This is a genomic window from uncultured Gordonia sp. (assembly GCF_937858515.1).
Taxonomy (GTDB): domain Bacteria; phylum Actinomycetota; class Actinomycetes; order Mycobacteriales; family Mycobacteriaceae; genus Gordonia.
In genome coordinates this window covers 47,548-72,309 of record NZ_CALLZT010000142.1, presented here as the reverse complement: position 1 = coordinate 72,309, position 24,762 = coordinate 47,548, and the positions used below count along the sequence as shown (strand labels likewise).

The 24,762-nt window shown below is 65.9% G+C and carries 26 protein-coding genes; 13 read left to right on the top strand and 13 right to left on the bottom strand.

Annotated elements, in window-relative coordinates; translation table 11 throughout:
* Positions 1-36 precede the first annotated feature (36 nt).
* The 7 genes from Q0627_RS13520 to Q0627_RS13490 form a co-directional block, all read right to left on the bottom strand.
* Positions 37-603 carry a flavin reductase family protein gene (locus tag Q0627_RS13520; RefSeq protein ID WP_298810653.1) on the bottom strand — a complete coding sequence of 189 codons (567 nt, stop codon included), beginning with the start codon at positions 601-603 and terminating at the stop codon, positions 37-39.
* A gap of 11 nt (positions 604-614) precedes the next feature.
* Complete coding sequence (locus Q0627_RS13515) at positions 615-1,184, bottom strand: carboxymuconolactone decarboxylase family protein (protein WP_298810651.1); 570 nt, start codon at positions 1,182-1,184, stop codon at positions 615-617.
* On the bottom strand, positions 1,181-2,242 hold the full coding sequence (locus Q0627_RS13510) for a YncE family protein (RefSeq protein WP_298810649.1): 1,062 nt from the start codon (positions 2,240-2,242) through the stop codon (positions 1,181-1,183). The genes Q0627_RS13515 and Q0627_RS13510 overlap by 4 nt, the downstream gene beginning before the upstream one ends.
* Positions 2,239-2,526 (bottom strand): YciI family protein, encoded by a 288-nt coding sequence (locus tag Q0627_RS13505; RefSeq protein ID WP_298810647.1) that lies wholly within the window; start codon positions 2,524-2,526, stop codon positions 2,239-2,241. Before Q0627_RS13505 ends, Q0627_RS13510 begins: the two co-directional genes overlap by 4 nt.
* Positions 2,523-3,899, bottom strand: coding sequence for an LLM class flavin-dependent oxidoreductase (locus tag Q0627_RS13500; RefSeq protein ID WP_298810646.1), 1,377 nt, complete (start codon positions 3,897-3,899; stop codon positions 2,523-2,525). The genes Q0627_RS13505 and Q0627_RS13500 overlap by 4 nt, the downstream gene beginning before the upstream one ends.
* 272 nt (positions 3,900-4,171) lie before the next feature.
* Complete coding sequence (locus Q0627_RS13495) at positions 4,172-4,885, bottom strand: IclR family transcriptional regulator (RefSeq protein WP_291012639.1); 714 nt, start codon at positions 4,883-4,885, stop codon at positions 4,172-4,174.
* Between the two features lie 105 nt (positions 4,886-4,990).
* Complete coding sequence (locus Q0627_RS13490; protein WP_298810642.1) at positions 4,991-6,211, bottom strand: CaiB/BaiF CoA-transferase family protein; 1,221 nt, start codon at positions 6,209-6,211, stop codon at positions 4,991-4,993.
* A gap of 112 nt (positions 6,212-6,323) precedes the next feature.
* On the opposite strand from Q0627_RS13490, the gene Q0627_RS13485 reads away from it, so the two are divergent.
* The 8 genes from Q0627_RS13485 (at position 6,324) to Q0627_RS13450 (ending at position 13,349) form a co-directional block, all read left to right on the top strand.
* Positions 6,324-7,580, top strand: coding sequence for a thiolase family protein (locus Q0627_RS13485; protein WP_298810640.1), 1,257 nt, complete (start codon positions 6,324-6,326; stop codon positions 7,578-7,580).
* Positions 7,581-7,776: 196 nt separating this feature from the next.
* Positions 7,777-8,730 (top strand): alpha/beta fold hydrolase, encoded by a 954-nt coding sequence (locus tag Q0627_RS13480; protein ID WP_298810635.1) that lies wholly within the window; start codon positions 7,777-7,779, stop codon positions 8,728-8,730.
* A 31-nt stretch (positions 8,731-8,761) separates the two neighbouring features.
* On the top strand, positions 8,762-9,598 hold the full coding sequence (locus tag Q0627_RS13475; protein WP_298810632.1) for a sugar phosphate isomerase/epimerase: 837 nt from the start codon (positions 8,762-8,764) through the stop codon (positions 9,596-9,598).
* Positions 9,599-9,663: 65 nt separating this feature from the next.
* Positions 9,664-10,479 (top strand): mycofactocin-coupled SDR family oxidoreductase, encoded by an 816-nt coding sequence (locus Q0627_RS13470; RefSeq protein WP_291017252.1) that lies wholly within the window; start codon positions 9,664-9,666, stop codon positions 10,477-10,479.
* 88 nt (positions 10,480-10,567) lie between these two features.
* Entirely contained in the window at positions 10,568-11,377 is an 810-nt protein-coding gene (locus tag Q0627_RS13465) for a hypothetical protein (RefSeq protein WP_298810629.1), read from the top strand.
* Between the two features lie 57 nt (positions 11,378-11,434).
* A complete protein-coding gene (locus Q0627_RS13460; protein WP_291018084.1) occupies positions 11,435-11,692 on the top strand; it encodes a type II toxin-antitoxin system Phd/YefM family antitoxin in 258 nt (85 codons plus the stop codon).
* Positions 11,632-12,063: a type II toxin-antitoxin system VapC family toxin gene (locus Q0627_RS13455; protein ID WP_333716758.1), complete on the top strand. Its 432-nt coding sequence runs from the start codon at positions 11,632-11,634 to the stop codon at positions 12,061-12,063. Before Q0627_RS13460 ends, Q0627_RS13455 begins: the two co-directional genes overlap by 61 nt.
* Before the next feature lie 134 nt (positions 12,064-12,197).
* Positions 12,198-13,349, top strand: coding sequence for a YncE family protein (locus Q0627_RS13450; RefSeq protein ID WP_291018090.1), 1,152 nt, complete (start codon positions 12,198-12,200; stop codon positions 13,347-13,349).
* 66 nt (positions 13,350-13,415) lie between these two features.
* Here the strand turns inward: Q0627_RS13450 and Q0627_RS13445 are convergent, their stop codons facing one another.
* The 3 genes from Q0627_RS13445 to Q0627_RS13435 form a co-directional block, all read right to left on the bottom strand.
* Positions 13,416-15,014, bottom strand: coding sequence for an HD domain-containing phosphohydrolase (locus tag Q0627_RS13445; RefSeq protein WP_298810623.1), 1,599 nt, complete (start codon positions 15,012-15,014; stop codon positions 13,416-13,418).
* Between the two features lie 47 nt (positions 15,015-15,061).
* Positions 15,062-16,759 carry a PEP-utilizing enzyme gene (locus Q0627_RS13440; RefSeq protein ID WP_298810619.1) on the bottom strand — a complete coding sequence of 566 codons (1,698 nt, stop codon included), beginning with the start codon at positions 16,757-16,759 and terminating at the stop codon, positions 15,062-15,064.
* Positions 16,760-16,869: 110 nt separating this feature from the next.
* Positions 16,870-17,316 (bottom strand): nuclear transport factor 2 family protein, encoded by a 447-nt coding sequence (locus Q0627_RS13435; RefSeq protein WP_291019724.1) that lies wholly within the window; start codon positions 17,314-17,316, stop codon positions 16,870-16,872.
* Positions 17,317-17,651: 335 nt separating this feature from the next.
* Between Q0627_RS13435 and Q0627_RS13430 the strand changes: the two genes are divergently transcribed.
* The 3 genes from Q0627_RS13430 (at position 17,652) to Q0627_RS13420 (ending at position 21,799) form a co-directional block, all read left to right on the top strand.
* Positions 17,652-19,163, top strand: a complete 1,512-nt coding sequence (locus tag Q0627_RS13430) for a M28 family peptidase (RefSeq protein WP_291019722.1) — start codon at positions 17,652-17,654, stop codon at positions 19,161-19,163.
* A complete protein-coding gene (locus Q0627_RS13425; protein WP_298810612.1) occupies positions 19,160-20,359 on the top strand; it encodes a lipase family protein in 1,200 nt (399 codons plus the stop codon). Before Q0627_RS13430 ends, Q0627_RS13425 begins: the two co-directional genes overlap by 4 nt.
* A 150-nt stretch (positions 20,360-20,509) precedes the next feature.
* A complete protein-coding gene (locus Q0627_RS13420; RefSeq protein WP_298810776.1) occupies positions 20,510-21,799 on the top strand; it encodes an MFS transporter in 1,290 nt (429 codons plus the stop codon).
* Positions 21,800-21,827: 28 nt separating this feature from the next.
* Here the strand turns inward: Q0627_RS13420 and Q0627_RS13415 are convergent, their stop codons facing one another.
* Both Q0627_RS13415 and Q0627_RS13410 read right to left on the bottom strand, forming a co-directional pair.
* Positions 21,828-22,457: a Fic family protein gene (locus tag Q0627_RS13415; RefSeq protein WP_298810610.1), complete on the bottom strand. Its 630-nt coding sequence runs from the start codon at positions 22,455-22,457 to the stop codon at positions 21,828-21,830.
* Complete coding sequence (locus Q0627_RS13410; RefSeq protein WP_298810607.1) at positions 22,427-22,594, bottom strand: hypothetical protein; 168 nt, start codon at positions 22,592-22,594, stop codon at positions 22,427-22,429. Before Q0627_RS13410 ends, Q0627_RS13415 begins: the two co-directional genes overlap by 31 nt.
* 399 nt (positions 22,595-22,993) lie before the next feature.
* On the opposite strand from Q0627_RS13410, the gene Q0627_RS13405 reads away from it, so the two are divergent.
* Positions 22,994-23,161: a hypothetical protein gene (locus tag Q0627_RS13405; protein WP_291015258.1), complete on the top strand. Its 168-nt coding sequence runs from the start codon at positions 22,994-22,996 to the stop codon at positions 23,159-23,161.
* A 161-nt stretch (positions 23,162-23,322) separates the two neighbouring features.
* Here Q0627_RS13405 and Q0627_RS13400 read toward each other — a convergent pair whose 3' ends face one another.
* Positions 23,323-23,958: a hypothetical protein gene (locus tag Q0627_RS13400; protein WP_291015256.1), complete on the bottom strand. Its 636-nt coding sequence runs from the start codon at positions 23,956-23,958 to the stop codon at positions 23,323-23,325.
* A 92-nt stretch (positions 23,959-24,050) separates the two neighbouring features.
* Here Q0627_RS13400 and Q0627_RS13395 point away from each other — a divergent pair, with 92 nt between their 5' ends.
* Positions 24,051-24,674, top strand: coding sequence for a TetR/AcrR family transcriptional regulator (locus tag Q0627_RS13395; RefSeq protein ID WP_298810605.1), 624 nt, complete (start codon positions 24,051-24,053; stop codon positions 24,672-24,674).
* Positions 24,675-24,762 lie beyond the last annotated feature (88 nt).

Here is a 24,762-nt window from a genome sequence, read left to right as displayed (position 1 = left end):
CTCCCGGTTGAGGCGGCAGTACACGGTTCCCGGCGGCTACGAACTGTTCGCTGCCCGATCATCGAGTCCCGGGCGGAAGTGGCCGTAGCCGCCCCGCAGGAAGACCAGCGGCTCGCCCGGGTCGTCGGCGGTGAGGGTGTGGGCGTGCCCGATGACGATCTCGTGGTCACCGCCGTCGAGGATGCGATCGAGCTCGCATTCGATGGTGGCGACGCAGCCGGCGATGATCGGGGCGCCTCCGCTTCCCGGCCGCCAGTCGACGTCGTCGAGCTTGTTCTGTTTACGTCCGGCGACAAGGCGGCCGACGTGTTCCTGGTGGGTTCCGAGGACATTGATGCAGAAACTGCCCAGTGGTTGCAGGCTCGCCCACGAGTCCGATGTCCGTGCGGCCATGAACGCGACCAGCGGTGGGTCCAGGGACAGCGCCGTGAACGACCCCACGGTCATCCCGCTCGGCACGCCGTCGCGCGTCAGGCCGGTCACCACCACCACACCGGTCGGGTAGTGGCCCAGCACATTCCGGAAATGCCGGGGATCGGGAACAGGTCGCCGGTTCATTTCCGGTGCGTTCGTTTCCGGTGCGTTCGTTTCCACTGTGCTCATATCCGCTGTGCTCATATCCATTGGGAGACCTCCGCTTTCATGTCCGGTTCCAGTTGCACGCCGGCCACATTCAGCAGATCGGCGACCATCCGATACGTGCCGATCAGGACGAGCAGTTCGATGAGCTGTGGCTCGTCGAACCGCTGAGCGAGCCGGCTCCACAGATCGTCGTCGACGGTCCCTGTCGCGAGAACCGCGTCGGTCGTGTCCACGAGCAGGGCGTCCCCCTCGGACAGGCCGGACCGGTCGTCGCCTACGCGCAGCAGCGCTGTCACGGTCGGCTCGGACACCCCTGCCGCCGCGGCGATGGGCAGATGCTGGCCCAGTTCGTAGCGGCAGCGAGTCGTCGCGGCCACCCGCAGCACGACGACCTCGCGGTCGCGGGCCGACAGTGTGCCGAACCGCATGAACGTACCGGTGAATGCGTTGAATCGTTTGAGCAGCAACGGATGCCAGGCCAGCGTCGTGAAGATGTTCCGTTGCGATCCGTCGGGCAGCGTCGGTGTTTTGGCCAGCGCCTGCCCCGCCTCGTCGGTGACGACCGCAGGTGGAATCCGGTTCACGGGGTCCGGCCAGGTCATCGGTCGCCCTCCGGTATCCACGCCAGGCCGTGAGTGCCGCCGAATCCCCCACCCGCGTGATGGGCGATCGTGCCCGTCACGGTGTCGGTGATCAGGTCGACGACGGTCACCGTGCCGCTCATGAGATTGGCGATACAGGCTGTCGACCCGTCGGGTGAGCACCGGATGGTGAAGGGGAAATCCTCCGCCGGATAGCTTGCGCGGATGGTCATCGTCGACGTGTCGACGCGGTGCACCTTGCCGGGAACCGGTGTGGCATCGGGATCTTCCGGATCGGGAAAGAACACCTCACCGACCAGGAAGTTGCCGTCGGGCGCCACCCGCAGCGCGCACAGCACCTCGTCGATCGCGAGCTCGCCAACCACCTCGCGCGTCGCCAGATCGATCTTGAGGATCCGGCTCGGCAGCGTGCCGGGGCCGGGTGGCCGCCGGTTGAACGCCCCCTGCTTCACGTTCACATCGACTGCCATCAACGGCGTTGCGGCATAAGCGAACCTGCCATCAGGTGAGACATCGACCTCTTCGGCGCCGCCCGGGCACGGTATCGACCCGGCAACCGCGCCCGCACCGAGATCGACGACGGTCAACGAGCCCGCTTCCTTGTGGGCCGTGACGGCGAGCTTCCCGTCGGGTGTGATCGCCATCCAGTGGCAGTTGGCCTCGGGCAACGCGATGTTGCCGATCACTTTCCGGGTCGTCAGATCGATGACGGCGATGCCGTTATGGCCACCGCGGTCCTCGATACTCACGTACAGCCGGTCCAGCACCGGATCGATCTCGACGTCGTGCGGTGCCAGATACGGTCTGGTGTCGATGACCTCGATGACCACCGGGATAGCCGGGTCGATGATGCTCACCTCGTGACCGGCGTCCTTCGCCTCACCGTAGCCGCCGGCGCGGTAGGTGTGGGTCAGGTAGAGCAGCCTGCGGTTCGGGTCCCACGCGAGCTCGTGCGGTTGGGCGATCAGTCCGTCGATCCGGCCGATGGACTCCAGCGTCACGGTGTCGTAGAGATCGAGGTGCCCGAGCGTGGTCGCAACGGCCAGCACCTCGCTCATGGCACACGCTCCGCGAGTCCGGTTGCGGGATCGGCCAATCCGACGGTGAATCGATAGATCTCCAGCTCGACGTAGCCCTCGCCGACCAGCGGGTCACGCGCGAACAGATCCCGCGCGGACTGTTCGTCGTCGAGTCTCAGGATGATCACCGAGCCGCCGTCGCGGGGGCCCGAGCAGACCAGCGTGCCGTCGGCGAGGAGCTCGGTCATGAGCTGCCGGTGCGCCTCGAAGACATCGTCGGTGCGTGCGTACTCCCTGCGATTGGTTCCTATGACGACAATCATTGTGCCACAACATCATCTGTGGACCAGCCGCGGCGAGCCGGATGGTCGACGCCGATCCGGGAACCCGAGCCGAACAACTTCTGCCGGAACGTTCCCTCCGAGTAGGAAGTCTTGTAGCGTCCCCGCTCCTGCAAAGCAGGGATAACGAGGTCGACGAAGTTCTCCAGCGTCTCGTGATTGACGGTGCGGGCGATGTTGAAGCCGTCAAGGTCGGTGTCGTCGATCCAGCCGATGAGTTCCTCGGCAACCTCATCAGGGCTGCCGACCAATGGAATATTGGTGCCCGACAACGCCTTTGCCTCCATCGCTTCCCGTAGGGTCCAGCGGTTGTGCTTGGTCATGTTCTCCATGACGGTGCGGTTGGCGTCGTTCTCCTGGAACTCCAGCGGCTCGTCGAGCGGGTACTGGGACAGGTCGATGCCCATCGCGCCGGACATCAGCGCCATCAGCCCTTCCACACTGGTGTACCTCTTGTACTCCGCATACCGCTCGTGCGCGGCCTCCGTGGTGTCATCCACGATGACGGTGACACCGGCGAAGACCTTGACCGACTGCGGGTCGCGGCCGGCGTCGGCGACCCGCTTGCGGAAGTTCGCGATCTGATCGGCCACCACCGCCCGCGAGGTGCCGTTGATGTAGATGCCCTCGGCATGCTGGGCGGCGAAGCGACGGCCACGCTCGGAGGCGCCCGCCTGGAAGATCACCGGTGTGCGCTGCGGCGAGGTCTCAGTGGCATGAATAGTGTTGAAGCGGTAGTGCTTTCCGGGGAAGTCGATGGCGTGGACCTTGCTCGGGTCGACGTAGAGCCCGTTCTCCTTGTCGCGCAGCACCGCGCCGTCCTCCCACGATTCCTCCCAGAGCCGGTACACGCCGGCCAGGAACTCATCGGCCACGGCGTAGCGCTCGTCGTGCGGCCCGAGGCCGTCACGACCCATCGCCCGCGCACCGCTGTCGAGGTAGCCGGTGACGACGTTCCAGCCGAGGCGCCCGCCGGTCATGTGGTCGAGCGTCGACATCCGCCGGGCGAAGCTGTATGGCATCTCGTAGGTGGCGTTGCCGGTGACGGTGAAGCAGAGACTCTCCGTGGCGTAGGCCATCGCGGAGATCAGCACGACGGGGTCGAGGCTCGGGCCCTGGGATCCGTTGCGCAGGGCAGCGTCCGGGGTGCCGGCGAAGACATCGGGGACGCCGTACACGTCGGCGATGAAGAAGTTGTCGAAGAGTCCACGCTCGGCGATACGCGCGTAGTCGACCCAGAAGTCGATCGACGTGTAGTCGGTGGACCGGTCTCGCGGATGGGTCCACAGGCCGAACGCCTGGAAGCTGGGGTTGCACTGCTCGAGTACGTTCAGCCGGATTTCTTTGCCCGTCATGGCGGATGCCTTTCACCCTCAGGAGTTCACCGAATATCATTCAGTGATATCTACATTCATTCAGTGATATGTAGATCACATCACCGTTCTCGGCGTGAGTCAAGACTCAGGAGTCGATGAACCTGTGGCCGAGCACAGGGGTTGCGCTCTGAGCTGCGGATATGTCCTGGCCGGAAGTCCCGGACACGGCGCTGGAGGCCCCGCGAGGGCATCCGGGATGCGGCGGGGAGTGGAAAGTGAAGAACTTCGGCGGAGGGTGGAGCCGAGGGGGTCTACAGCGTGCGGGTGATGCGCTCCGCGCACGCGATGGCTTCGTCGACGCATTCACGCGCCTGCGTCGTCCCGAATCGCGTGCCCGGCCCCGATGCCGTGAGCGCCGCCAGCACACCGTCGCCTCTGCGGACAGGCACCGACAGTGCGGATACGCCCAGGTCCTTATTGCGCAGAACGCTATAGCCATCTGCCGCAACGACATTGATCCGCTTGATCACCGCGGCGCGCTCCGGCCCGGAGAGGTCCAGCGGCGCCAGCAAATTGTCGCGCATCGCATCGTCGGCGCCCGCGAGCAGTACCTCGCCACCGGAGGTCCCGACGAGCCGCTGAATCGTTCCCGGAGGGATCACCCGGCGCAGCTCGCGTTTGCTCTGCACCTCGGCGATGCACACGCGCTGGTGTCCGCGCAGAATGTGCAGCGACACGGTCTCGCCGGTGACGTCGCGCAGCCGCGTCATGGCAGGGATGGCCACGACGGCAAGGTCCTGACCGCCGCGCCCCGTCGTTGCGAGGTCGAAGATCTTCCAGCCCAGGACATAGTCACGGGCGCCGCCGGCCTCCCGGTCGAGCAGTCCCGCCGACGACATCTCGCGGACCAGCCGCGCGACCGTCGAGAACGGCAGATCCATCTGGCCTGCGATATCGGTGGGCGATACAGCGCCTTCGGCGGCGACGATGTCGAGGATCGCCAAGATCCGGTCGATTGCCTGCATCGGGGTCCCCTTCCATCGTCGCTCCACATCGTCGAACGACGGCCGGACCAGCGGATCCGACCATCACCCCGAAGGCAACGTAGCAGATCAGGGGCCTGATGCACGCTACGGGCCTTCGACCGGCCCCACCACGCCCGCCTCGGTCAACGCGTCGACCTCGGCCGCGCTGAGGTGCAGAACATCCGTGAGCACCTCCCCGGTGTGCTGCCCCAGCGCCGGGCCCACCCACCGGACCTCGCCAGGGGTGGCGCTCATCGACGGCACGACCGCGGGCATCGGGACGTCGACGCCGTGGTTGCTGGGCATCGTGACCAGGTTGCCGCGCGCGGCCATGTGGGGATCGGCCACGATGTCGCGGGTGGTGTAGACCGGTCCCGCGACGATGTCGTAGGCCAGCAATGTACTCAGGGCCTCCTCACGTGTCCTGGTCAGAACCCAGCCGCGCAGCGTCTGCGACATCATGTCCACCGAGACGGGTTCGTCCGAGACAGATTCGTCCGAGACAGATTCGTCACCGAGCAGTCCCTCGGCCACCAGCATCTGACGCACCGAATCCTTCGCCTTGGTGGTGGCGGCCGACACGACGACGCTCTCACCGTCGGCGGTGGCGCAGACATCGGTCAAGAACGCGTCCTCGAACGGGAACACCGCACCGTTGCGGACGGGTGTCTGCCCGAGGACCGCATGCAGCGGGACCTGCCACTCCACCATCCGCAGCAGAGACTCGTACAGTGCCAGGTCGATGAGCTGACCCTCCCCCGTCGCGTCGCGGTGCCGCAGGGCCAGCAGCACACCGAACGCCCCGAAGATGCCGGTGGTGGCGTCGCCGAGGGAGTAGCCGGGGTGCACGGGCGGTGCCGCGGGGTCTCCGGTGAGGTGGGTCGCGCCGCTCATCGCCTCGGCGATCTTCCCGAATCCGGGGCGGTCGCTGTACGGGCCGCCGCGACCGTAGCCGGAGATGCTCAGCATGATCAGCGCGGGAAACTGTTCATGCAGCGCGGCCCAGCCCAGCCCCGCGCGGTCGAGAACGCCCGGTCGGAAGTTCTCGACGACGATGTCAGCCTGCCGTATCAGCCCCTTGACGATGTGCAGACCTTCGGCCTTCTTGAAATCGACACAGACAGAACGCTTTCCGCGGCCGGTGACCGACCACCAGGCGCTCGATTCGTCGAGCATCGGGCCCATGTCGCGGAGGCTGTCGCCGTGGGCAGGATGTTCGATCTTGATGACGTCGGCGCCGAAATCGGCCAGGAGGGCGCAGGCGAACGGGGCGGCGAGCGCGTGCCCGAGCTCGATGACACGGATTCCGCTCAAGGGTCCAGACATTACGACCTACAATCATTGACTGATATCTACTACCATCTGACAATAGTTAGGCCGCGCGCGTGCGGTCAAGCGACAGCGCGTGGCCGACACGGACCGAACGATTGGATTCCCCATGCCCGACGCGTACGTCCTCGGCGCCTTCTCCCTACCCTTTGGCAAGTATCCCGACACCGGCTTCACCGAGCTCGCCACCGCGGCACTGCGCGGCGTCCTCGACGACGCCGGTGGCACCGAGATCGGGCGGGAGGTGGAAGGCGTGTGGTTCGGCAACATGATGATGGACCACTGGGGCCAGCGCAGCAGCCGGGGACAGTTCTGCCTGATGCCGGCGATCGAAGCCGGGCTCCTGCCCACCCGCGTGGCGATCACCAATGTCGAAGGTGCCTGCGCGACAGGGTCGATGGCGTTCCAAGGGGCGGTATCCGGGGTGCGCTCCGGCGACCATGAGCTGACTCTGGCAATCGGTGTGGAGAAGATCGTCCGACCCGACGCCCCGGCGTCGACGGTCTTCGAGATGTATCGCGGCGCGGAGAACTCACTCGATCCCGGGCGCACCACGGCGATCTACACCGATCTGCTCGCCGGCATCGGGCAGCGGTTCTGCCCGGGTCCCGGTCGCACCGTCTTCATGGACACCTACGCCGCACAGGCGCTGCACCATATGCACCGCTGGGGAACGACCCCCGAGCAGCTCGCGACTGTGGCGGCCAAGAATCACAACTACGCGGTGAACAATCCCCGTGCGCAGTACCGGTTCCCGATGACCGTCGAGCAGGTTCTCGCCGACCGCCCGGTCACGCCCCCGCTGACCCGGTCGATGTGCGCTCCGGTCGGCGATGGGGCGGCGGCCGTGCTGGTGGCGTCTTCCGAGTTCGTGGCGCGGATGCCGCCGCCGGTCCGGCGCAGGGTTGTTCGCGTCGCCGCAACGACGCTGACCTCCGGAACCTATCGCGGCCCCGGCGAGCCCGGCCTCAGCGCCGTCGCCGCCGAACGCGCCTACCGGCGTGCCGGACTCACTCCCGCCGATGTCGACGTCGCCGAGGTGCACGACGCCACCGCCTTCAGTGAGATCTACCAGACCGAGATGCTCGGATTCTGCGAACCGGGGCAAGGTGGACCCCTGGCCGAATCCGGGGAGACGGGCCCTGGTGGGCGCATCCCCGTCAACACATCCGGGGGGCTGCTCTCTAAGGGCCATCCCGTCGCCGCCAGCGGGCTGTCGATGATCACCGAGATCGCCGTCCAGCTGCGCGGCGAGGCGGGTGCGCGGCAGGGCAACGGCGCCCGGGGCGGGCTCGGCGGGGACGGGGGCGGGATTCTCGGCCTCGAAGAGGCGGCCTGTGCCGTCACGGTCCTACAGAAGGCGTGATTGCCTCTATGTCCTCCAAAACCATTGTCACATCGCCCGTTCTGGACTATCATTCAGAGATATCAATTATCAACAGATGATCAAGCCTCCGGGTCTGACGAAGTGCATGACCACGTCGGAGGCAAGTCACTTCCCCAGCCGACCCCGCATCTGAGCCGGGGCAGGCATCGCTCCATATCGAGTCATCGGAGACACTATGAGCACTCGTATCAGCAGCATCGATTCCCCCTCCGGACTGGGTTCGGTCACCGGCGTGCCCCACCTCCCGGCAGGCTTCACCGACACCTTCACCAGCCGATTCGTCGACGCCAACGGCATTCAGCTGCACGTCGTCATCGGCGGCAGCGGACCGGCACTGATCCTCATCCCGGGCTGGCCGCAGACCTGGTACGCCTGGCGTGCGCTGATGCCGGCGCTGGCGGAACACTTCACCGTGATCGCACCCGATATCCGTGGATTCGGACTGTCCGACAAGCCGGATACCGGCTACGACCAGATCACCACGGGTCAGGACATGCTGGCGCTGATGACCGAACTCGGCCACGAGACATTCGCCGTCTTCGCCCACGACCTCGGCGTATGGGTGGCCTACGGCATGGCGACGCAGGCTCCGGAGCGGATCGTGCGGATGCTGATCACCGAAGCGGTCATCCCCGGCGTCAACGAGTCGTTCCCGTTGCTCGGCTCGCAGGAACTCAACGACTTCATGTGGCATTTCGGATTCAACCGGGCCGGCGAGATCAACGAACGCATGGTTGAGGGACGCGAGGAGATCTACTTCCGGCACCAGTTCGCGTCGAAGTCCTCGGGCCCGGACGTCCTGCCCGACTACGCGGTCAACCACTACATCGACCTCGTGAAGCAGAGCCCGCACGCCCTGCGCGGCACCTTCGCGTACTACCGGGCCATCTCCTCGGTGATCGAGTACAGCGAGAAGACACGCGACACCAAACTGACGATGCCGATTCACGTCATCGAAGGCGGCGCGGCGTGCAACGGCCTCACCTTCAAGGACTGGAACATCATCAGCGACGGCCGGGCCACCACCGAAATCATCGATGGCTGTGGACATTTCATGATGGATGAACGTCCCGAGGATCTGCTGCGGATGGCACTGCCGTTCTTCGAGCCGTATAAGCAGGGGAAGTAGCCACCACCCGCAGGTCGGACGAGGAGTACATATGCAGGTATCGATGTCGACACTGACGTGGCTGACCTTCCCGTCGCCGGGGAGTGGACGCCCACCGATCCCGTACGCCGCAGCCGATCTGGAATCGCTCCTCGACGCCGCCGTCGTGGCGGGTTTCACCGCAGTCGGTCTCGACAACGTCGCCCTCGGTGACGACCTGTTCAGCAGAGAGGGCAGAGCCCGGATCGTGGCGGTGGTCGCGGCGCGCGAACTGTCGGTCACCGACATCGGTGTGCTGCGGATCGGTACCACCGATACCCGCGAACAGGCTTCCGCAACAGCGGAATTGGCGGGACTTCTGGGTGTGCGCAGCTGCATGGGCATCGTCGACGCACCGCTGACCGACACAGTGATCGACGAGGTGCGGGCGTGCGCGGAGATCATCGCGGGCGGTGGTGCCCGACTCGACCTCGAGTTCATGGCCTACGGGCCGGTGCCCGCCATCAGCGACGCCGTCGCCCTGTCCGACACCGTCGGACCCTCGTTGCTCGGCATCGTGGTCGACAGCTGGCACATGATGCACGGCACGCCTGACTGGGCGACGTTGCGGGCACTACCGGCCGAGCGGATCGGTCTCGTCCAGATCAGCGACGGTGCACGCCGGGCCGACGACGCCGACGAGTTCTTCACCGCCAGCCGGTGGGGTCGGATGCCGCCGGGACACGGCGCCTTCGACTTCCGGCCGTTCCGCGACGCCCTGACCCACACGGGATACTCCGGACCTGTTGCCCCAGAAGTACTTTCGTACGGAGCGAGGCACTCCGACGCGGCCGACTGCGCACGGATACTGCACGAGTCGATGAGTGTCATAGACCCTTCCACCCACTGAGCAACTACCAACGCGCTATTCACACACGTTCCGAAGCAACACAACTCACGAAAAGAGGTTTCATCATGACCGGACAACTCGAGGGCAAAGTCGCACTCGTCTCCGGCGCGGCCCGCGGCCAAGGTCGCTCGCACGCCGTCCGCATGGCCGAGGAAGGCGCCGACATCATAGCCTTCGACCTGTGTGACCAGATCTCGTCCATCCAATACCCGATGGCCACGCCCGACGATCTGCAGGAGACCGTCGCCGCTGTCGAGGCAACCGGCCGGCGGATCGTGGCACGACAGGCCGATGTCCGCGCACTCGACTCCGTGCGGGCGGTCGTCGCCGACGGTGTGGCCGAGTTCGGTCGCCTCGACGTCATCGCCGCCAACGCCGGTATCGCCTCATTCGCCAAGAACACCTGGTCGATCACCGAGGACGAATGGGACGACATGATCGGCGTCAACCTCTCCGGTGTCTGGCGGACCGTCGCGGCAGCCGTTCCCGCGATGATCGACGCCGGGAACGGCGGATCCATCGTGCTCACCGGCTCCACCGGCGGACTGCGGGGTATCTCGATGATCGCGCACTACGTCGCCGCCAAACACGGCCTCGTCGGTTTGATGCGCACCCTGATGAACGAGCTCGCGCCGCACAACATCCGTGTCAACGTGATCCACCCGACCGGTGTACAGACCCCCATGATCACCAACGACTACATGGGAGAGTTCCTGGGCGAATACCCCGACTACGCCAAGTATTTCGTCAACGCACTACCCGTCGAGAACATCCAGCCCGTCGACATCTCCAACGCCATCGTCTACCTCAGCTCCGAGGCCGGCCGCTACGTCACCGGCGTCGAACTACCCGTTGACGCAGGAATGAGCCAGCGGGTCTGAGTTTGACGACGGCGCCGCGGTGGTTGCAGCGTGATCGGCCCTACGACGGCGTACCTTTAGGAGGTTGCCGTCGAGGATGTGGAGAGACGTGGTCGAGCAACCCTGGTATCTGAGTCCTGCGGGCTGGTTGCTCGAACTCGGTTCGGCGATGCACGGCGCCGACGCCGCACCACACCTGCCCCTCGCACTGCCGGGAATCGACACCACCGCACGGCTCGGTACCGGATCGATCGAGCGACTCTTCGACACGCTGAAGGCGCAGGTCGCCGGCAAGCGGATCGAGACGACCCTCGGCGATAAGCCGGTCGCGTTCACGATCGACGACATCGACGCCCGGTTCGACCGCTTCGGCGCCGCGATGGGGCAGGTCAACGGCCTCTCACTCACCGCCGTCGAGCCGATGTTCGACGGTCTGCACGCCCAGCGCCTCACCGTCAGCGCACGCAATGTGCACACCCGGCCGTCCGTCCACCCGATCCTCGTGGCCGCGCCGCTGGAGGTGGTCGTGGTGGCAGACTGGCCCCAAGCCACCGCGTTGCTGAAGCACTACGCCGACAAGGTCGAGATCGAACCGCTCGGTGAACAGCGGCTTCGCGTGCGCTACAACGGCACGCGGACGCGGAACGGATGGGTCGACGCCCGGCTGGTCTCGGAAGGCGGGCGCATCGAACTGCGCCCGCTCGCGGCCGGGTGGGGACGGTGGCTGCGGCGGGGCGGGCTGACCGCGATCTCGTCCATCCCCATCGCCACTGCTGTGACCGACGGCGTCCGGGTCGTGGACCTGACCGTCGACAGCGAGACGGTGACGGTCGTCCTCCGCATCGACGAGATGTCGATCCCGTACCGCAAACTCCTCGCCTACACGCCGGAGCAGCATGGCCGACGCTCCACGGAGTGACCTCGGACCAAGGACTAGCCCTGGCCAGACCTGGCCAGAGTGGGGTAATGTGGCGCCATGACCACCGTGAACATCTTCGAGGCCAAGGCCTCGTTCTCGAAGCTGGTCGCTGCTGCCGAAGCAGGTGAGACCGTGGTCATCGCGCGGAACGGAAAGCCCGTGGCGCGCCTCGGACCCATCGATCCGGTGGCCTTTCCGCCCGCAAGACTCGGTGATCTGGCTGGTCAGTTCACCGTTCCCGATGACTTCGATGAGTGGAGCGACGAGGACGACGCGCTCTGGTACGGCAGCGGTCAGGACTCTCGGCGGCCGTGAGGACATTGCTCGACACACACATCTTGTTATGGATGCGATCGGCTCCGGAGAGGCTGCCACAAAGCATGGTTGACGTACTCGCCGACACAAGTATCCGGAAGATGATCTCGGTGGTTTCCCTGACAGAGATCGCCATCAAGGTGTCGACCGGCAAACTCGATGTCGGTCCGCGATTCTTCGACACCGTCGGTAACCTCGGGCTCGAAGTAGAGCCGTTCGGCGTCGACCACGCGCGTGCCCTCGCTGAGCTTCCGTGGATACACCGGGATCCGTTCGACCGGATGCTCGTCGCCCAGGCGATGGTTGACGGCGCCACACTGCTCACTGTCGATCCGAACATCCGGAAGTATCCGGTCTCGACGCTCTCATAGGCGGTCCGCAGGCCCGGCGACCCTGACGGTCCGCAGCGCACGCCGTAGCACTCGCACACTGCGCGGGTCCGGTGTGGTGGAGGTTGCACGGAACTGACCAGGTATCGGGGCATCCGTAGGTTAGCCTAAGGTCCATGCGATCCCGTTTCTCGATTGTTCGTGGCGCCGCGCTCGCCGTCACCGCCGTTTTCACGCTCGGTCTGGCCACCGCGCCGGCCGCCGACGCCGCCCCCGCGAGCCCGGCTCCCGCTGTTCCGCAGCCGGCCGGCTACAGCATTCACGGCTACAACTTCAATTCAGGCAACTACCGCGGTGCTATCGACGCGCAGACCGGTGATCTGTGGCTGACCAGCGTGTCGCCGATGAACGGCCCCACCAAGTCGACCATCTACCGGCTCAACCCGAACACGATGTCGGTCAAGCAGCGGATCAACGTGACCCAGAAGGCCGACACCGACGGCCACGGCACCATCGCCGCCCAGTACGAGATCGGTGTCCCGAAGACGGGCCACACTGTGTGGACCACAGCCGCCGCGGCCAACGGCGGCGAAGCCAACGTGTGGGACAAGAACACCGGGCGGCGCCTGGCCAACTTGCGCAACCTGCCGCATTCACACTCCATCGTCTTCGCCGAAGACCTCCGCGTCGCCATCATCTCGGTCACCCCGGGCCTGGTGTTCTTCGACATGGACACCTATAAGCGGCTCGGCGAGGTCAGGTACCCGTCCGGCGGCAAGCAGCTCGGCGCCGGCACGATCGTCACCGACCAGGGTCCCGACGGTGCCACCGTCACCACCACCTCGTACTACACCGACCTCACCCAGTTCCGGCTCACCCGCAGCGGTGACAAGGTCCGGGCGAAGGTCAAGTGGAACACCCGCCAGACGATCCGGGAAGGTCACGGCAGCGTCGCCGCCGACACCACGACCAACCGCCTGTACGTCAACAACCTGTACAACGGACTGTCGGTGTACAACCTGCGCACAGGTAAGCACGTCGGCGACGTGACCACCGGCCCGGGCACCAACTCGATGCTCGTCTTCCAGGGCAAGCTGTACGCCGCCAACTACTTCCTCGGCTTCATCTCCGTGATCAACCAGAAGACACTCGGCGTGACCCAGCTGATGACGACCGGCCTGCTGCCGAACCAGCTGCTGGGCTGGAAGAAGAACACCTTCCTGGTTATCGACAAGGCGTCGTCGATCACGGAGCTGCCGTCCGGCATGGCGAAGATGCCGCTGCCTCCCCTGGGTGGCGACCACATCTACAAGATCACCAAGCACTGACCTGACCGGGGCAGGTCTTCCCCGGATAGCTTTGCCGACATGAATGTCCGACCAGACCGGCGACCCTCAACTGAGCGCACGCTCCAGATCGCCCGGTTCGGCCGGGATGAGCCCGCGTTGCACCGCCCAGACGGCCACGCCCGCGCGCGTCCGGTAGCCGGTCTTGTCGAAGACATGGGCGAGATGATGTCCAACGGTCCGCTCCGAAATGACCAGTGCCACAGCGATTTCCCTGTTCGACATGCCCTTCGCCGCATGTCGTAGGACTTCCAGCTCACGGGCCGTGAGACCGTTGGGGGCAGCTTGCGAGACGGGCGCCACGTCGACGGCGGACAGCACCGCCCACACCGCGTCGGATTCGAGCCGCCCGTCATCGACGGCCGCGCACAGGTGGGACCTCGCGGCGGCCGGGGGCAGAGCCGGGCGTCCGGGGCGGTCCTCAGTGAGGGTGCACCACACCTCGGCGGCCTCCAGAATTCGCGCGGCAAAGGGGCCGGAGGCGTCTGTGGACCCGCGCCAGGTACCCCAACCGGCCTCGGCGAAGGCCGCGTGCAGGGCACCGGCGGGCCGGGTCAACGGCTCCAATGTTCGCAGCGACGGGCACCGTTCGAGGATCCGGCTGGTCCAATAGCTTTGCAGACGCAGCCGTTCCCGATCAGCGGTGCCTAGCTGTCCACTCGGTTGCGGCCGGTCCAGAAGCGAACTGGGCACCACGACACATCCGAGACCGTGCAGGTGGCCCGCGGCCTCGAGATCGCCGATCTGGACATCTGTGAGGCCGACCCGCCTGGCCGCGGCCGCCGCGACGCGAGCCACGCGTGAACTGTGTCCGGTCAGATACACGCTCTTGAGGTCGGCGACCATACCCAGGACCCCGCAGAGACTCGTGAATCCGGCGCCATCCACGGTTGACTGTGGCGCCGGTTCACGTTCGAGAACCGCGGCAAGCAGGTCGGTCTCGGCGGTCGACGCGAGGATCGACGGCGCGTCGTCGACAAAGATTCTGGCGACGTCCGGGTCGAGGTGACCACCACCGCGGCGTCGTACCTCGGTGATGGCATGGTCAGTCCCGCCGGCGACATGCGCGAGAACCGCCTGTTCGGCGACGTGCATGATCCGGCCCGCAAAGCTGAGCCGATGTGCACTGCGGCCATCCGGGATACCATGGCCGTCCCAGCGCTCGTAGACGTCGTCGAGGGCCGCCACCGCGTCCGCGCATGCACCCATCGGCGGCGCCAGAGCCCGGCTCACTTCACAGCTGTACCGGGCGGCGTGGGGTCCGTCGGTGGTGACGAGGTCGACGAAACGGTCGGCCAGTGACTGCTGGGACTCCGGGGAACCCTGCCAGTCGCCGAAGCCCGTCAGTTGCTCGGCGAGGTGGTCGGCGTCGAGGTCGAGGTGCTTCACCGCACACTGGAAGGCGACATCATCGACGAACTCCGCGGCGTTCTCTGGCGCTCGTGATGTGCAGCCGATGGAGCGCAGGAGTGTGGCCTGGTAGGTGGTTGCCCGGAGCCGGCCGTCGTCGGTGACGCGGTCCGGGAGCCGTTTCACGAGTTCATCGGCAACTATGCAGACGCGCAGCCCCTTCTCGAACGGCAGTCCGGTGGCCAGGTCCGTGGTCAGCGACAACGCCGCCATCACCTCTGCGATACGGACGCCCATGATGGGCTCCTCCTTCGTTTCGGCGGCGGCGATGTCGCCGGCGGCATCTAACAGGGTAGTTTTTCACCGGCAGCGCCGACCGCGGATCCGCGCACCACCAGAACTTCGCCAGTGGTCCCATTGACCCGGATCGCTGCGCCGTCGGGTATGCGCGTGGTGGCATTGCCGGTTCCGACGACCGCGGGGATACCGCACTCACGCGCTACCACAGCGGTATGGCACAGTGGCCCGCCATGATCGGCGACGAGTCCGGATACCAGGGGCAACAATATATTCCATGTCGGTGATGTGGTCGGCGCGACAAGGATGTCGCCGGGTTGAACCCGGGCGAAGTCGTCGGATGAGGTGATGACCCGCGCGGTCCCCTCTACGACCCCGCGCGAGGCGCCATGCCCCCGCACACCCGCGCTGACCACAGCCTCATGCTCGTCGAAATTGAGGCTGATACACAGCAGGGTGAGTCGCAGGTTGGTGCGGTGCGGTTCGCCGAACGCACGCAACGGCGGCGGAGGAGGTTCGGGGGCGCCGAGCGTCTTGGCGGGCGGCGCCGGCTGCTGGAGACGGGGCCACCGCGCGGCCACGGAGGCGGGGGGGGAGGCGGTTATCAGGGCGTCGTCGATCTCGGTGACTTCGGCCAGCAGGGCGTACTCGGGGCGCGCCAGTCGGTGCCGGGCGACCAGGCGTTCCCCGACGGCCAGCAGTGCTCGACGTGTCAGGCCGGCTGACCAGTAGTCGTTGTAGAGAACCCGCGCGTCGCGCAGCGCCAGGCTGCGACGGGCGTCGGCGAGGAGTGCGTCGAACTCGCTCGTGGCAGCCGTGCTGCGGCCGAATTGCATCCTGAGCTCGGCCAGGACCGGTTGGGGATCGGCCTGAGCGACCCCGCCCTCGGCTGCGGAGCGAAGGGTGGCCAGCAAGAATGCCGGTACCTCGATTGCCCGCGGCGCCAGTACGTCGAAGGTGTCGAGGGTGCGCTCACCCGCGGTGCCCAGCCAGAGGCGAGCCGCCTCGCCGAGCGGGCCGTCGGCACCTGCCAGCTCGTTCAGTGCCGTTGCCGGGTCGGCCTCGGTAGCGGTCACCGACCGCAGTGCGTCAGGCTCGGAACGGAGCGCATCGACCAGAACACGCAGTGTCGGCTCATCGGCCACCGAGACCGGTGAACTGCCGTGCACCGCGCCCACAACCTCTTTGACGTCGGTGCCGGTCACCTCGCTGACGCGCTCGGCGAATCGGCCCATCCCGATATTGGCGGCCACCGTGAGGCGGGAGTGGAGCGTGACGCTGTCCCGAAAGGTCGCCACGCACCGGTTGACGTGCGCGGTCAGCGCCGCGTCATCGAGCGTGCCGGGGTCGTCGCGCAGCAGCGCGAGGTGCGCCGCGATGCGGGCTGGGCGGTGCACGTTCTCCCACTCGTCGACATCCTGCGCGAGAATCTCCGACGTTCGACGACCCGTGGACCTGCGGCGTCGATACTCCGGGTGCAGACGGGATATCAGCCACAGGACCGGCTCGGGTGGTGTGGCGGCACCCAGTGGCGCGCCGAGCGGGTGCGGCTGGTTGTACATCCACCCGCCGGATTCGCGGTAGGCGAGCGTCGTGACCGGCAGCCCATAGCGTTTCGCGCCGGCGGCGAATCCCTCCGGGAAGGCCGTCGTATAGATATCGCGGGCTATAGGTGACACCGGACGCGGAAAGTGCGCGTTGTCGAGTTTCCAGGAACCGGGGCCGGGAATGGGTTGGCTATTCATGGTGTGTCCTTGGGAGCATTCCGGGGGTGATCAGTGGCGCCGGGGGTATGTCGTGGTGCAGTTGATGCCGTTGTGTACCTTTCGGTTTCGATACCGGAGTGGTTCGCGAGTCAGCGCTCGGGGAACCACGCGGCCAGGTGCTTGGCGGTGTCCGCGTAGTGCTTCATCGACACCGCGCGGCCGGCGTCGTCGAACTCCCAGCGGTGCATCTCGTCGTCGACAATGCGGATTCCGGCGGGGGTGGTGAGGTCGATGCGGACGTGGACGGCGGCCTGCCCATCGCCGCTGAACATGTGGAGAATGTCGAAGCTATGCAGTTCGCAGCGGCCGACCTCGGTGAAGAACCCCGCGACCTCACCCTTGCCCTGACGGACGGACAGGAGCGGATGGCCGGCTGCCGCCGCGGTGCTCGGCGGTTCGGATGCCTCGAAACTCACGTCATCGGACAGCAGTCCGAGCAGACTCGGGATATCGCCGCGGCCGAACGCTTCATAGATGGCGATGAGCGTCGTCAGGTTGGACGCCGGCACTGCGGGCGCGGGTGTACTGGTACTCATGACTTCTCCTGGGATAGAGGGGATTTCCTGGTCATCACCAGGCCTGGTACGAACGTAGGTCGACGACGCCGGCTGCGAATCGGTTGGATGACCTATTGCCGATGGCGGCGTTCTGACACACGTCGCGCCCGCGATGCCGGCGACCGCCACAGCACAACCGGCCGAGGGTCGGTCGCACGGCGCGGCCCTTTCCGCGCCGGTGTGGTTGATCCGGTAGGCCATTTTCGTGACCAGTACTGTGATGAAACGTTCGTATGCTGCATCGGTGCACTCGTTGAGGGTGGCGAAGCAGGCATAACTGGCCGAGCGCGACGTAGATGAATGAGGTGCAGCACATGCGACGACCCTGGGGCCTTCTTTCCGTGGGAGTGACGGCGTTGACGACCCTGCTGGTGGTCTCGTCACCGGCGGTACCAGACGCTGCCGCGGCTCCGGGTGCGGCGTTGTCGGAGCAGGCGATCTTTTCGACGGTCAAGGACCTGACCGGTATCGCGCCCCGTGCCACGGGTTCGCCCGGCGGCAAGGCGGCAGCGGACTATGTGATGGACCGGTTCCGCAACGCGGGGCTCTCCGAGGTCCACGTCGAAGAAGTGACCTCGTATGACTGGCGGCCGTCGAATTTCGGTCTGCATGTGGGCGGCACCCCGGTTGACGCGTACCCGGTGGCGCACTCGTTCATCCCGGCCGACGCCAAGGCCGGCGTGCGCACGACCGGCCCGAAAGGTCGCACCGCGCCCGTCGTCGACATCGGCACCGGGAAGATCGGAGGTCGCGACGTCCGCGGCAAGATCGTCATGTTCGACCTGTCGTTCTATCTGCCCACGGCGGGGTTGCTGCCGTTGGCGGAGTACATTCACGACCCCGACAACGCGCTGTTCGACCCGGGGACGATGCTCAGCGCCAACCCGTTCCTCACCTCGCTCTCGAGCACTGTGCGTGAGGCGCAGGCGGCCGGAGCCGTCGGATTCGTCGGTGTCCTGAAGGACTACTTCGATTCCAACCGCTACCACAACGAGTACTACCGCAAGCTGACCATGACGATCCCCGGAATGTGGGTCACCCGAGCCGACGGGGCACGAATGCGGAAGTTGTTGGCGCGGCACGGAAATCGTTCCCGCATCGATCTCACGGTACATCGGCGCGCCGTGGTGGGGCGCACCGTCTTCGGGTTTCTTCGCGGGAACAGGAAGGACACCGTGATGGTCCAGTCGCATCACGACTCGGTCGGTACCGGCGCTGTTGAGGACGCCACCGGAACGGCCGAGGTGATCGCTCTGGCCGAGCACTACGGCCGTGCGGCCAAGCAGCCCGGCTACCGTCCGCGCGAGAAGTCGCTGATGTTCGTCACCTTCGACACCCACTTCACCGGGTATCAAGCGCATCAGGCATTCGTCGATCGCTACATCACCCGCCGCGCCACCCCCTGGAACATCGTGGCCAACACCACGATCGAGCATGTCGGAAAGTACGCGCGCCGCGCCACGAACGGCAAACTGATCACCACCGATCGGGCCGAACCCAAGGGCGTGTTCGAGAACGTCAATCTCACCTCGAAAGTCGCGTTGGCACGAGCGTTGACACGCAACAACGTCCGGTCATCGACGCTGCTCAACGCGACCCCGTTCCAGTTGACGGAGACCGGCATACCGACCGACGCATCCTTCGTGCTGAACGCGGGGGTCCCGGTGGTGAGTCTGATCGCCGGACCGTTGTACATGTACGACGACGCCGACACCCTCGACAAGGTCGATCGGAGCCAACTCGTCCCCGTCGCACGATTCTTCGTCGACACGATCAACCACCTCGACACCGTCCCCGGCGCCGCAATCGGTTTGATCCCATCGTGACAGTTGCCCGCGTCGCCTCGGCGATACTTGTTTCTGCCGTGCTGGTTTCGGCCACACTTGCCCAGGTTCCCGGGGCGGCGAAGGCGTGGCCGGTCGGCGTGACATCGACGGCCACCGTCGAACCGATCACGAATCCGGTTGTCGCGCTGCCCGGTGCGTCGTCGGCGATGCTGCTGCACTATCGGTCGACAAGCATCGCAGGCACGCCCGTCGCGCTGACCGGATCGCTGCTTCTACCGAAAACTGCGGTGCCGCACGATGGTTGGCCGCTGGCGGTGTGGAACCACATGACGGTGGGCAGCGCCGACAAGTGTGCGCCGTCGCGGGCGCGGCGCGGGATGAGTGCCTATGCGGACATGACCTCCGGTGATCTGACCGTGGCGGCATTGCTGCGCGCCGGGTTCGCGGTGGTGCGGCCGGACTACGAGGGCATCGGCAGCGCCGGGCCGCATCCGTATCTGATCGGACGGTCGCTGGCGACGTCGGTGATCGACGCGGCGACAGCGGCGCGGGCGATCGATCCGCGGATCGGGCAGAACGTGGTGGTGGCCGGGCACTCCGAAGGCGCGGTGGCCGCATTGTTCGCCGCGGCAGAACCGGAGAAACGTTGGGGTGATATGCAATTGCGGGCCGTCGCGGCCTACACCCCACCGACGCGGATAGCGGACCTGGTGTCGGTGATCGGCGATGTCCCGGTGGCGTCTCGGCCGGTGACCGGGGACCTCGTGGCGTTGGCCGCACTGTTGGTCTCCGGCGCCACGCAAGTCGACACCGACTTCGCCCGCCTGATCCGCAGCGGTGGACTGAGCCCGCGTGCCCTGGCATTGATGCCACAGGTCGAGACGAAGTGCTTCCGCGATCTCGCGGAAACCGACTCCTTCGGCGGGCTGGCCCCCCGAGAAGTGTTGGGGCCGAAAGGGGACCGCGCCAAAGCGCGACTGGCCACCATCGTCGACGCCAATGACGTTGCACACCTGAACTTTCCGAGCTACCTTCCGGTGCGCATCGATGCCGGAATCATCGACGCGGTGATACCGTTACCGTTTGCCGTCGAGCTGGCCGATACCTACCGCCGACGCGGAGTACCGGTGACCTACGCCCAACACCTCGCCGGACATTCCTCGGTTCCACGGGACTCGGCGACAGCCGACACCGTCGCCGACTGGCTGGCGCGGCGAGCCGAGCCCGGGCGATGAATCGACTCATAGACGGCTACCGCCGATTGTGACCGCAAACCGGTCACAATCGGTGTCTCGCAATCGGCGTCGTATCGCTTGTGCGAGCAGTAGTCTTCGCTGGTGACCACCACTGTGCAGGTACCGCGTCGCCGGATCGTAGTCGCCTCAATGGTGGGCACCACCATTGAGTTCTTCGACTTCTACATCTATGCGACGGCTGCGGTATTCGTCTTCCCGAAGCTGTTCTTCCCGTCCGGCAATCAGACGGCCAGCCTGCTGGCGTCGTTCGCTGTGTTCGGCGTGGCCTTCGTCGCGCGCCCGGTCGGCTCAATTCTGTTCGGCCACTTCGGTGACCGCATCGGCCGTAAGGCGACACTCGTCGGTTCATTGCTGACGATGGGGATCGCGACGTTCCTCATCGGCTGCCTCCCGACATATGCGGCGATCGGCTACGCCGCGCCGGTCGTGTTGGCGCTGTTGCGCTTCTGTCAGGGCGTGGGGCTGGGCGGTGAGTGGTCTGGTGCCGCACTACTGGCCACCGAGACCGCCGAGGAAGGCAAGCGCGGATGGGCCGCGATGTGGCCGCAGCTGGGTGCACCGTTCGGCTTCCTGCTGGCCAACGGCGTCTACCTCGCACTGATGCTCGGGATGGATTTCAACAAGAACGAATCGCCGCTCGACCACGCCTTCTACCAGTGGGGTTGGCGTATCCCGTTCCTCGCGAGCGCCATCATGGTGATCATCGGTCTCTACGTGCGCCTGCGGCTGGCGGAAACCCCCGTCTTCCAAGCCGTCGTCGACGCCGGCGAGAAGGCCAAGACCCCGCTCGCCACCGCGATGCGCACCGCGTGGCGACCGATGGTGTTGGGCACCTTCATCATGCTGGCGACGTACACCCTCTTCTATCTGATGACGGCATGGGCCAGCTCGTACGGCACCAAGAAATCGACCGCCGAACAGGTGACCAACCTCGGGATCGCGCCCACCACGTTCATCAAGATGCAGTTGATCGCGGTCCTGTTCTTCGCCGTCTGCATTCCGGTGTCGGGACTGCTCGCCGATCGGCTGGGCCGCAAGCCGGTGCTGATCGCCGTCACCGTCGCGATCATCATCTTCGGTATCAGCTTCAGCCTGTTCATCGGCCCGGACGTCGCCGATCAGACACGCATGCTCTGGTTCCTGATCGTCGGTATGACGTTGATGGGCCTCACCTTCGGCCCGATGAGCGCCGTGCTGCCGGAACTGTTCGCGACGAACATCCGGTACACCGGTTCGGGCATCTCATACAACATGGCGTCCATCCTCGGCGCCGCCGTCGCCCCGTTCATCGCGACCGCACTGGCGTCGAGCCACGGTGTCGGTGCCGTCGGCGTCTACCTGGCTGTCGCCGCGGCCATCACCCTGGTGGCGCTGATCCTCGCGCCCGAGACCCGCGACATCGAGCTCACCGAGATCTGACCAAGCAGGCCACTCGCCGCAGTCGGGGTCAGAATCTGTTGGCTATCCAAAAATCCTTCATTGGCAATGGGTTACGGTGTTCGTCAAACTCTCGGAGTGCTGTCCTGTAAGCAATATCTTCTGGAGTTCCGGCGTCCACCCAGGTGTGGCGTACCGGGAGTCTGAAGTGCCGAACTGCCACGAACCAACAGAAGAGACGGACCACTCGTCCGTTGAAGTCCCTGAAGGGATGTACGTTGAGGAACGAGCACTCGGCCTGGGCGAGCGCCTCCACCTGGTGTTCGGGGTCGTCGTTGAGATAGGGGATGCGGGCGACAAAGTCGTCCATCGCTGCCCGCATCTCGCGATCCACCGCCCTCGGATGAGGTGGTTGATGGCACCCGACAGCAACCTGCTCCGAACGCCATACGCCCGCGATGCCTGGCATGACCGGCCCAACGAAGCGGCGATGCAGTTCCCGCAGCAGGTCGACCGACAGCGTTTCATTGTCGAACTCGCCGTCCAGCACAGCATCCAATGTCCGACGGTAAGGCTCAGCGATCAGATCATTGAGTTCGTCGTAGGTGACGGTGCCCTGGATCGTGTCAAACGTGCGAGTGGAGTCTGAGCCTTGCACAGCGGAATGAATCAGGCATTCATGCGTGCGCGGTTCTCCCACGCAGCCGAGACGGGCTGGCCTTCCATACGCATGTTGCCGACAACCTCATCGACGACCCTGCCCCGCAACTCGCGGACCTGCGCATCGTCGCAGAGCGTGCGCCATGCGGCGATACGTTCCAGCAGCTCAATCGGCATGACTTCTCCCTTCGATGCGGCCTGCGGTGCTTCAGGATACGCCTGGCCGCGCGGTCTGACAAAGAGTTGCACCGAACGGACCGCCGATTTCGCAGTTGCTGTGACCGAAGCTCCGATGTTCGTGATCGACGCGAGTGGGGTCCGTCAGGAGTGCCGGAGGCCAACGAGTTTGTCGTTCGCCAGACCCTCTACTACACGTTCCGCACCAAGTCCGACCTACTCCAGAACCCCACGAGTGGGCGGTCCGCGACGACGGCCCGCACCCACACGAGTCGCAGTGGTGGCAGGCGGTCGAGACCGCGGACAACGTCCACGACGCGGTGGGGCATCTGGTCGCGGGCACAGTGCCGATCCTCGAGCGAGCGGCGCCGCTCGTCTGGGTGGTGCGCTCCGACCAGGATGCCCGGGCGACGTACGACTTCAACGAGAAACTACGCCGCGACCGCACTGGCGTCGAGCCACGGTGTCGGTGCCGTCGGCGACTACCTGGCTGTCGCCGCGGCCATCACCCTGGTGGCGCTGATCCTCTCACCCGAGACCCGCGACATCGAGCTCACCGGGATCTGATCGCACGTACCGGCCTTCCGGCCGGCACCTGCACAAACCTTGCTGATGGCTCCGGATTTCGGAGCCATCAGCAAGGTCTATGCGAAGTTCGTGCCGGCTTCGTTATCGGCCGTCATATCGCGGCGACGGGGGTATCCCACGCAGCCGAGATGCGTTGCACGTCAGCGCCGGTGCAGACCCTTGGCGACATCGAGCCCGAGGGGGATGAACAGAACGCTCCAGATGAGTAGGGCGACCTGACGGAGGCCGGGGTCGCCGGAGATGTTCGCCGGTGTGACCAGCGCAACGATCACCAGGCCAGTGGCGAAAACGACCCACCGCCACGGGCCCTGCCATACGCCGGCGCGCAAAACGGCGACCCCGCCCACGATCGCGCCGAGCGCGAACACGATGGACGAGATCCCGAAAAGACCGCTGACAGTCGCGGCCACGGATGAGTCGTCGGCCTCGTCGGCGATGAGTCCGCTCCAGACCTCCGCCACAGCGAGACCTACGAGTCCGAGAAGGGCGACCCACAGACCGACCCGCCCCGGCCTGCTGTTGCCAGGCGCGCCCAGGCGCAGGGCTCCGACGAAGCCGGCGCCCTGCATCAGGTGCATGAGGGCCAGCAGGACCGCCTCCACGACGAAGACCCCCCGCGTGTGGGGATAGCTCCACTGCGTCTCGGGGACGTCACCGACGTGGACCCCCATGAGGAGAGCCAGTGCCGTCCCGATCACGCCGGAGGCTGCGCAGGCCAGCCCAAGGCCACGTGTGGGGACTGAGTGTCGCTTCTGGCACGCAGTCGTATCACTCATGGTCGGTTCCTCGCTATCAAATCCCGTTGACCTGACTAGAGAGATACACTAGTGATAGTCACTAGTCAATTGGTGGGTCTAGAGTCCACTCCATGTCCCCGTCCCGCAAGGAGAAGGCCGCGGCGACGCGTCGACGGATGATGTCGGCTGCGTGCCGGGTGTTCAGCGAACGCGGGTACGGCGGGACAACGATGGAGGCCGTAGCAACGGAGGCCGGAGTCGCCGTCCAGACCCTCTACTACACGTTCCGCACCAAGTCCGACCTGCTCCAGGCCACCTACGAGTGGGCGGTCCGCGACGACGGACCGCACCCACACGAGTCGCAGTGGTGGCAGGCGGTCGAGACCGCGGACAACGTCCACGACGCGGTGGGGCATCTGGTCGCGGGCACAGTGCCGATCCTCGAGCGAGCGGCGCCGCTCGTCTGGGTGGTGCGCTCCGACGAGGATGCCCGGGCGACGTACGACTTCAACGAGAAGCTGCGCATCGACGGCAACCAGAAACTCATCGAGATGCTGGTCGCCAAACAGCCACTCCGCGCCGGCCTTTCGCTCACTCATGCCCGCGACATCCTCCTGGCACTGACCGGACCGCAGCAGTACCAGCTGCTGATCAGCGAATACGGCTGGAGCCGTGAGGATTACGCCGAATGGGTAACCGGTGCCGTTCTCCGCGAACTCTTCGGGGTGGAGCCGGATTCGACCGAAACTCGGTAACCCCGAGCGCCCCCGGCGTTGCCGCGAATGACACCGGCCCGATTGCCTGGGATACCGGCCGATGCGTGCTCGGCGGAATCCGCCCAAC

Excerpts from the sequence above, each read along its gene's own strand:
- Q0627_RS13395 (WP_298810605.1), top strand. The coding sequence starts at position 24,051 with ATGTCCCCGTCCCGCAAGGAGAAGGCCGCGGCGACGCGTCGACGGATG.
- Q0627_RS13510 (WP_298810649.1), bottom strand. The coding sequence starts at position 2,242 with ATGAGCGAGGTGCTGGCCGTTGCGACCACGCTCGGGCACCTCGATCTC.
- Q0627_RS13480 (WP_298810635.1), top strand. The coding sequence starts at position 7,777 with ATGAGCACTCGTATCAGCAGCATCGATTCCCCCTCCGGACTGGGTTCG.
- Q0627_RS13410 (WP_298810607.1), bottom strand. The coding sequence starts at position 22,594 with ATGCCGATTGAGCTGCTGGAACGTATCGCCGCATGGCGCACGCTCTGC.
- Q0627_RS13500 (WP_298810646.1), bottom strand. The coding sequence starts at position 3,899 with ATGACGGGCAAAGAAATCCGGCTGAACGTACTCGAGCAGTGCAACCCC.
- Q0627_RS13440 (WP_298810619.1), bottom strand. The coding sequence starts at position 16,759 with ATGAATAGCCAACCCATTCCCGGCCCCGGTTCCTGGAAACTCGACAAC.
- Q0627_RS13405 (WP_291015258.1), top strand. The coding sequence starts at position 22,994 with ATGCCCGGGCGACGTACGACTTCAACGAGAAACTACGCCGCGACCGCA.
- Q0627_RS13475 (WP_298810632.1), top strand. The coding sequence starts at position 8,762 with ATGCAGGTATCGATGTCGACACTGACGTGGCTGACCTTCCCGTCGCCG.
- Q0627_RS13430 (WP_291019722.1), top strand. The coding sequence starts at position 17,652 with ATGCGACGACCCTGGGGCCTTCTTTCCGTGGGAGTGACGGCGTTGACG.
- Q0627_RS13470 (WP_291017252.1), top strand. The coding sequence starts at position 9,664 with ATGACCGGACAACTCGAGGGCAAAGTCGCACTCGTCTCCGGCGCGGCC.
- Q0627_RS13485 (WP_298810640.1), top strand. The coding sequence starts at position 6,324 with ATGCCCGACGCGTACGTCCTCGGCGCCTTCTCCCTACCCTTTGGCAAG.
- Q0627_RS13420 (WP_298810776.1), top strand. The coding sequence starts at position 20,510 with ATGGTGGGCACCACCATTGAGTTCTTCGACTTCTACATCTATGCGACG.
- Q0627_RS13450 (WP_291018090.1), top strand. The coding sequence starts at position 12,198 with ATGCGATCCCGTTTCTCGATTGTTCGTGGCGCCGCGCTCGCCGTCACC.
- Q0627_RS13490 (WP_298810642.1), bottom strand. The coding sequence starts at position 6,211 with ATGTCTGGACCCTTGAGCGGAATCCGTGTCATCGAGCTCGGGCACGCG.
- Q0627_RS13445 (WP_298810623.1), bottom strand. The coding sequence starts at position 15,014 with ATGGGCGTCCGTATCGCAGAGGTGATGGCGGCGTTGTCGCTGACCACG.
- Q0627_RS13460 (WP_291018084.1), top strand. The coding sequence starts at position 11,435 with ATGACCACCGTGAACATCTTCGAGGCCAAGGCCTCGTTCTCGAAGCTG.
- Q0627_RS13505 (WP_298810647.1), bottom strand. The coding sequence starts at position 2,526 with ATGATTGTCGTCATAGGAACCAATCGCAGGGAGTACGCACGCACCGAC.
- Q0627_RS13495 (WP_291012639.1), bottom strand. The coding sequence starts at position 4,885 with ATGCAGGCAATCGACCGGATCTTGGCGATCCTCGACATCGTCGCCGCC.
- Q0627_RS13520 (WP_298810653.1), bottom strand. The coding sequence starts at position 603 with ATGAGCACAGTGGAAACGAACGCACCGGAAACGAACGCACCGGAAATG.
- Q0627_RS13400 (WP_291015256.1), bottom strand. The coding sequence starts at position 23,958 with ATGAGTGATACGACTGCGTGCCAGAAGCGACACTCAGTCCCCACACGT.
- Q0627_RS13435 (WP_291019724.1), bottom strand. The coding sequence starts at position 17,316 with ATGAGTACCAGTACACCCGCGCCCGCAGTGCCGGCGTCCAACCTGACG.
- Q0627_RS13515 (WP_298810651.1), bottom strand. The coding sequence starts at position 1,184 with ATGACCTGGCCGGACCCCGTGAACCGGATTCCACCTGCGGTCGTCACC.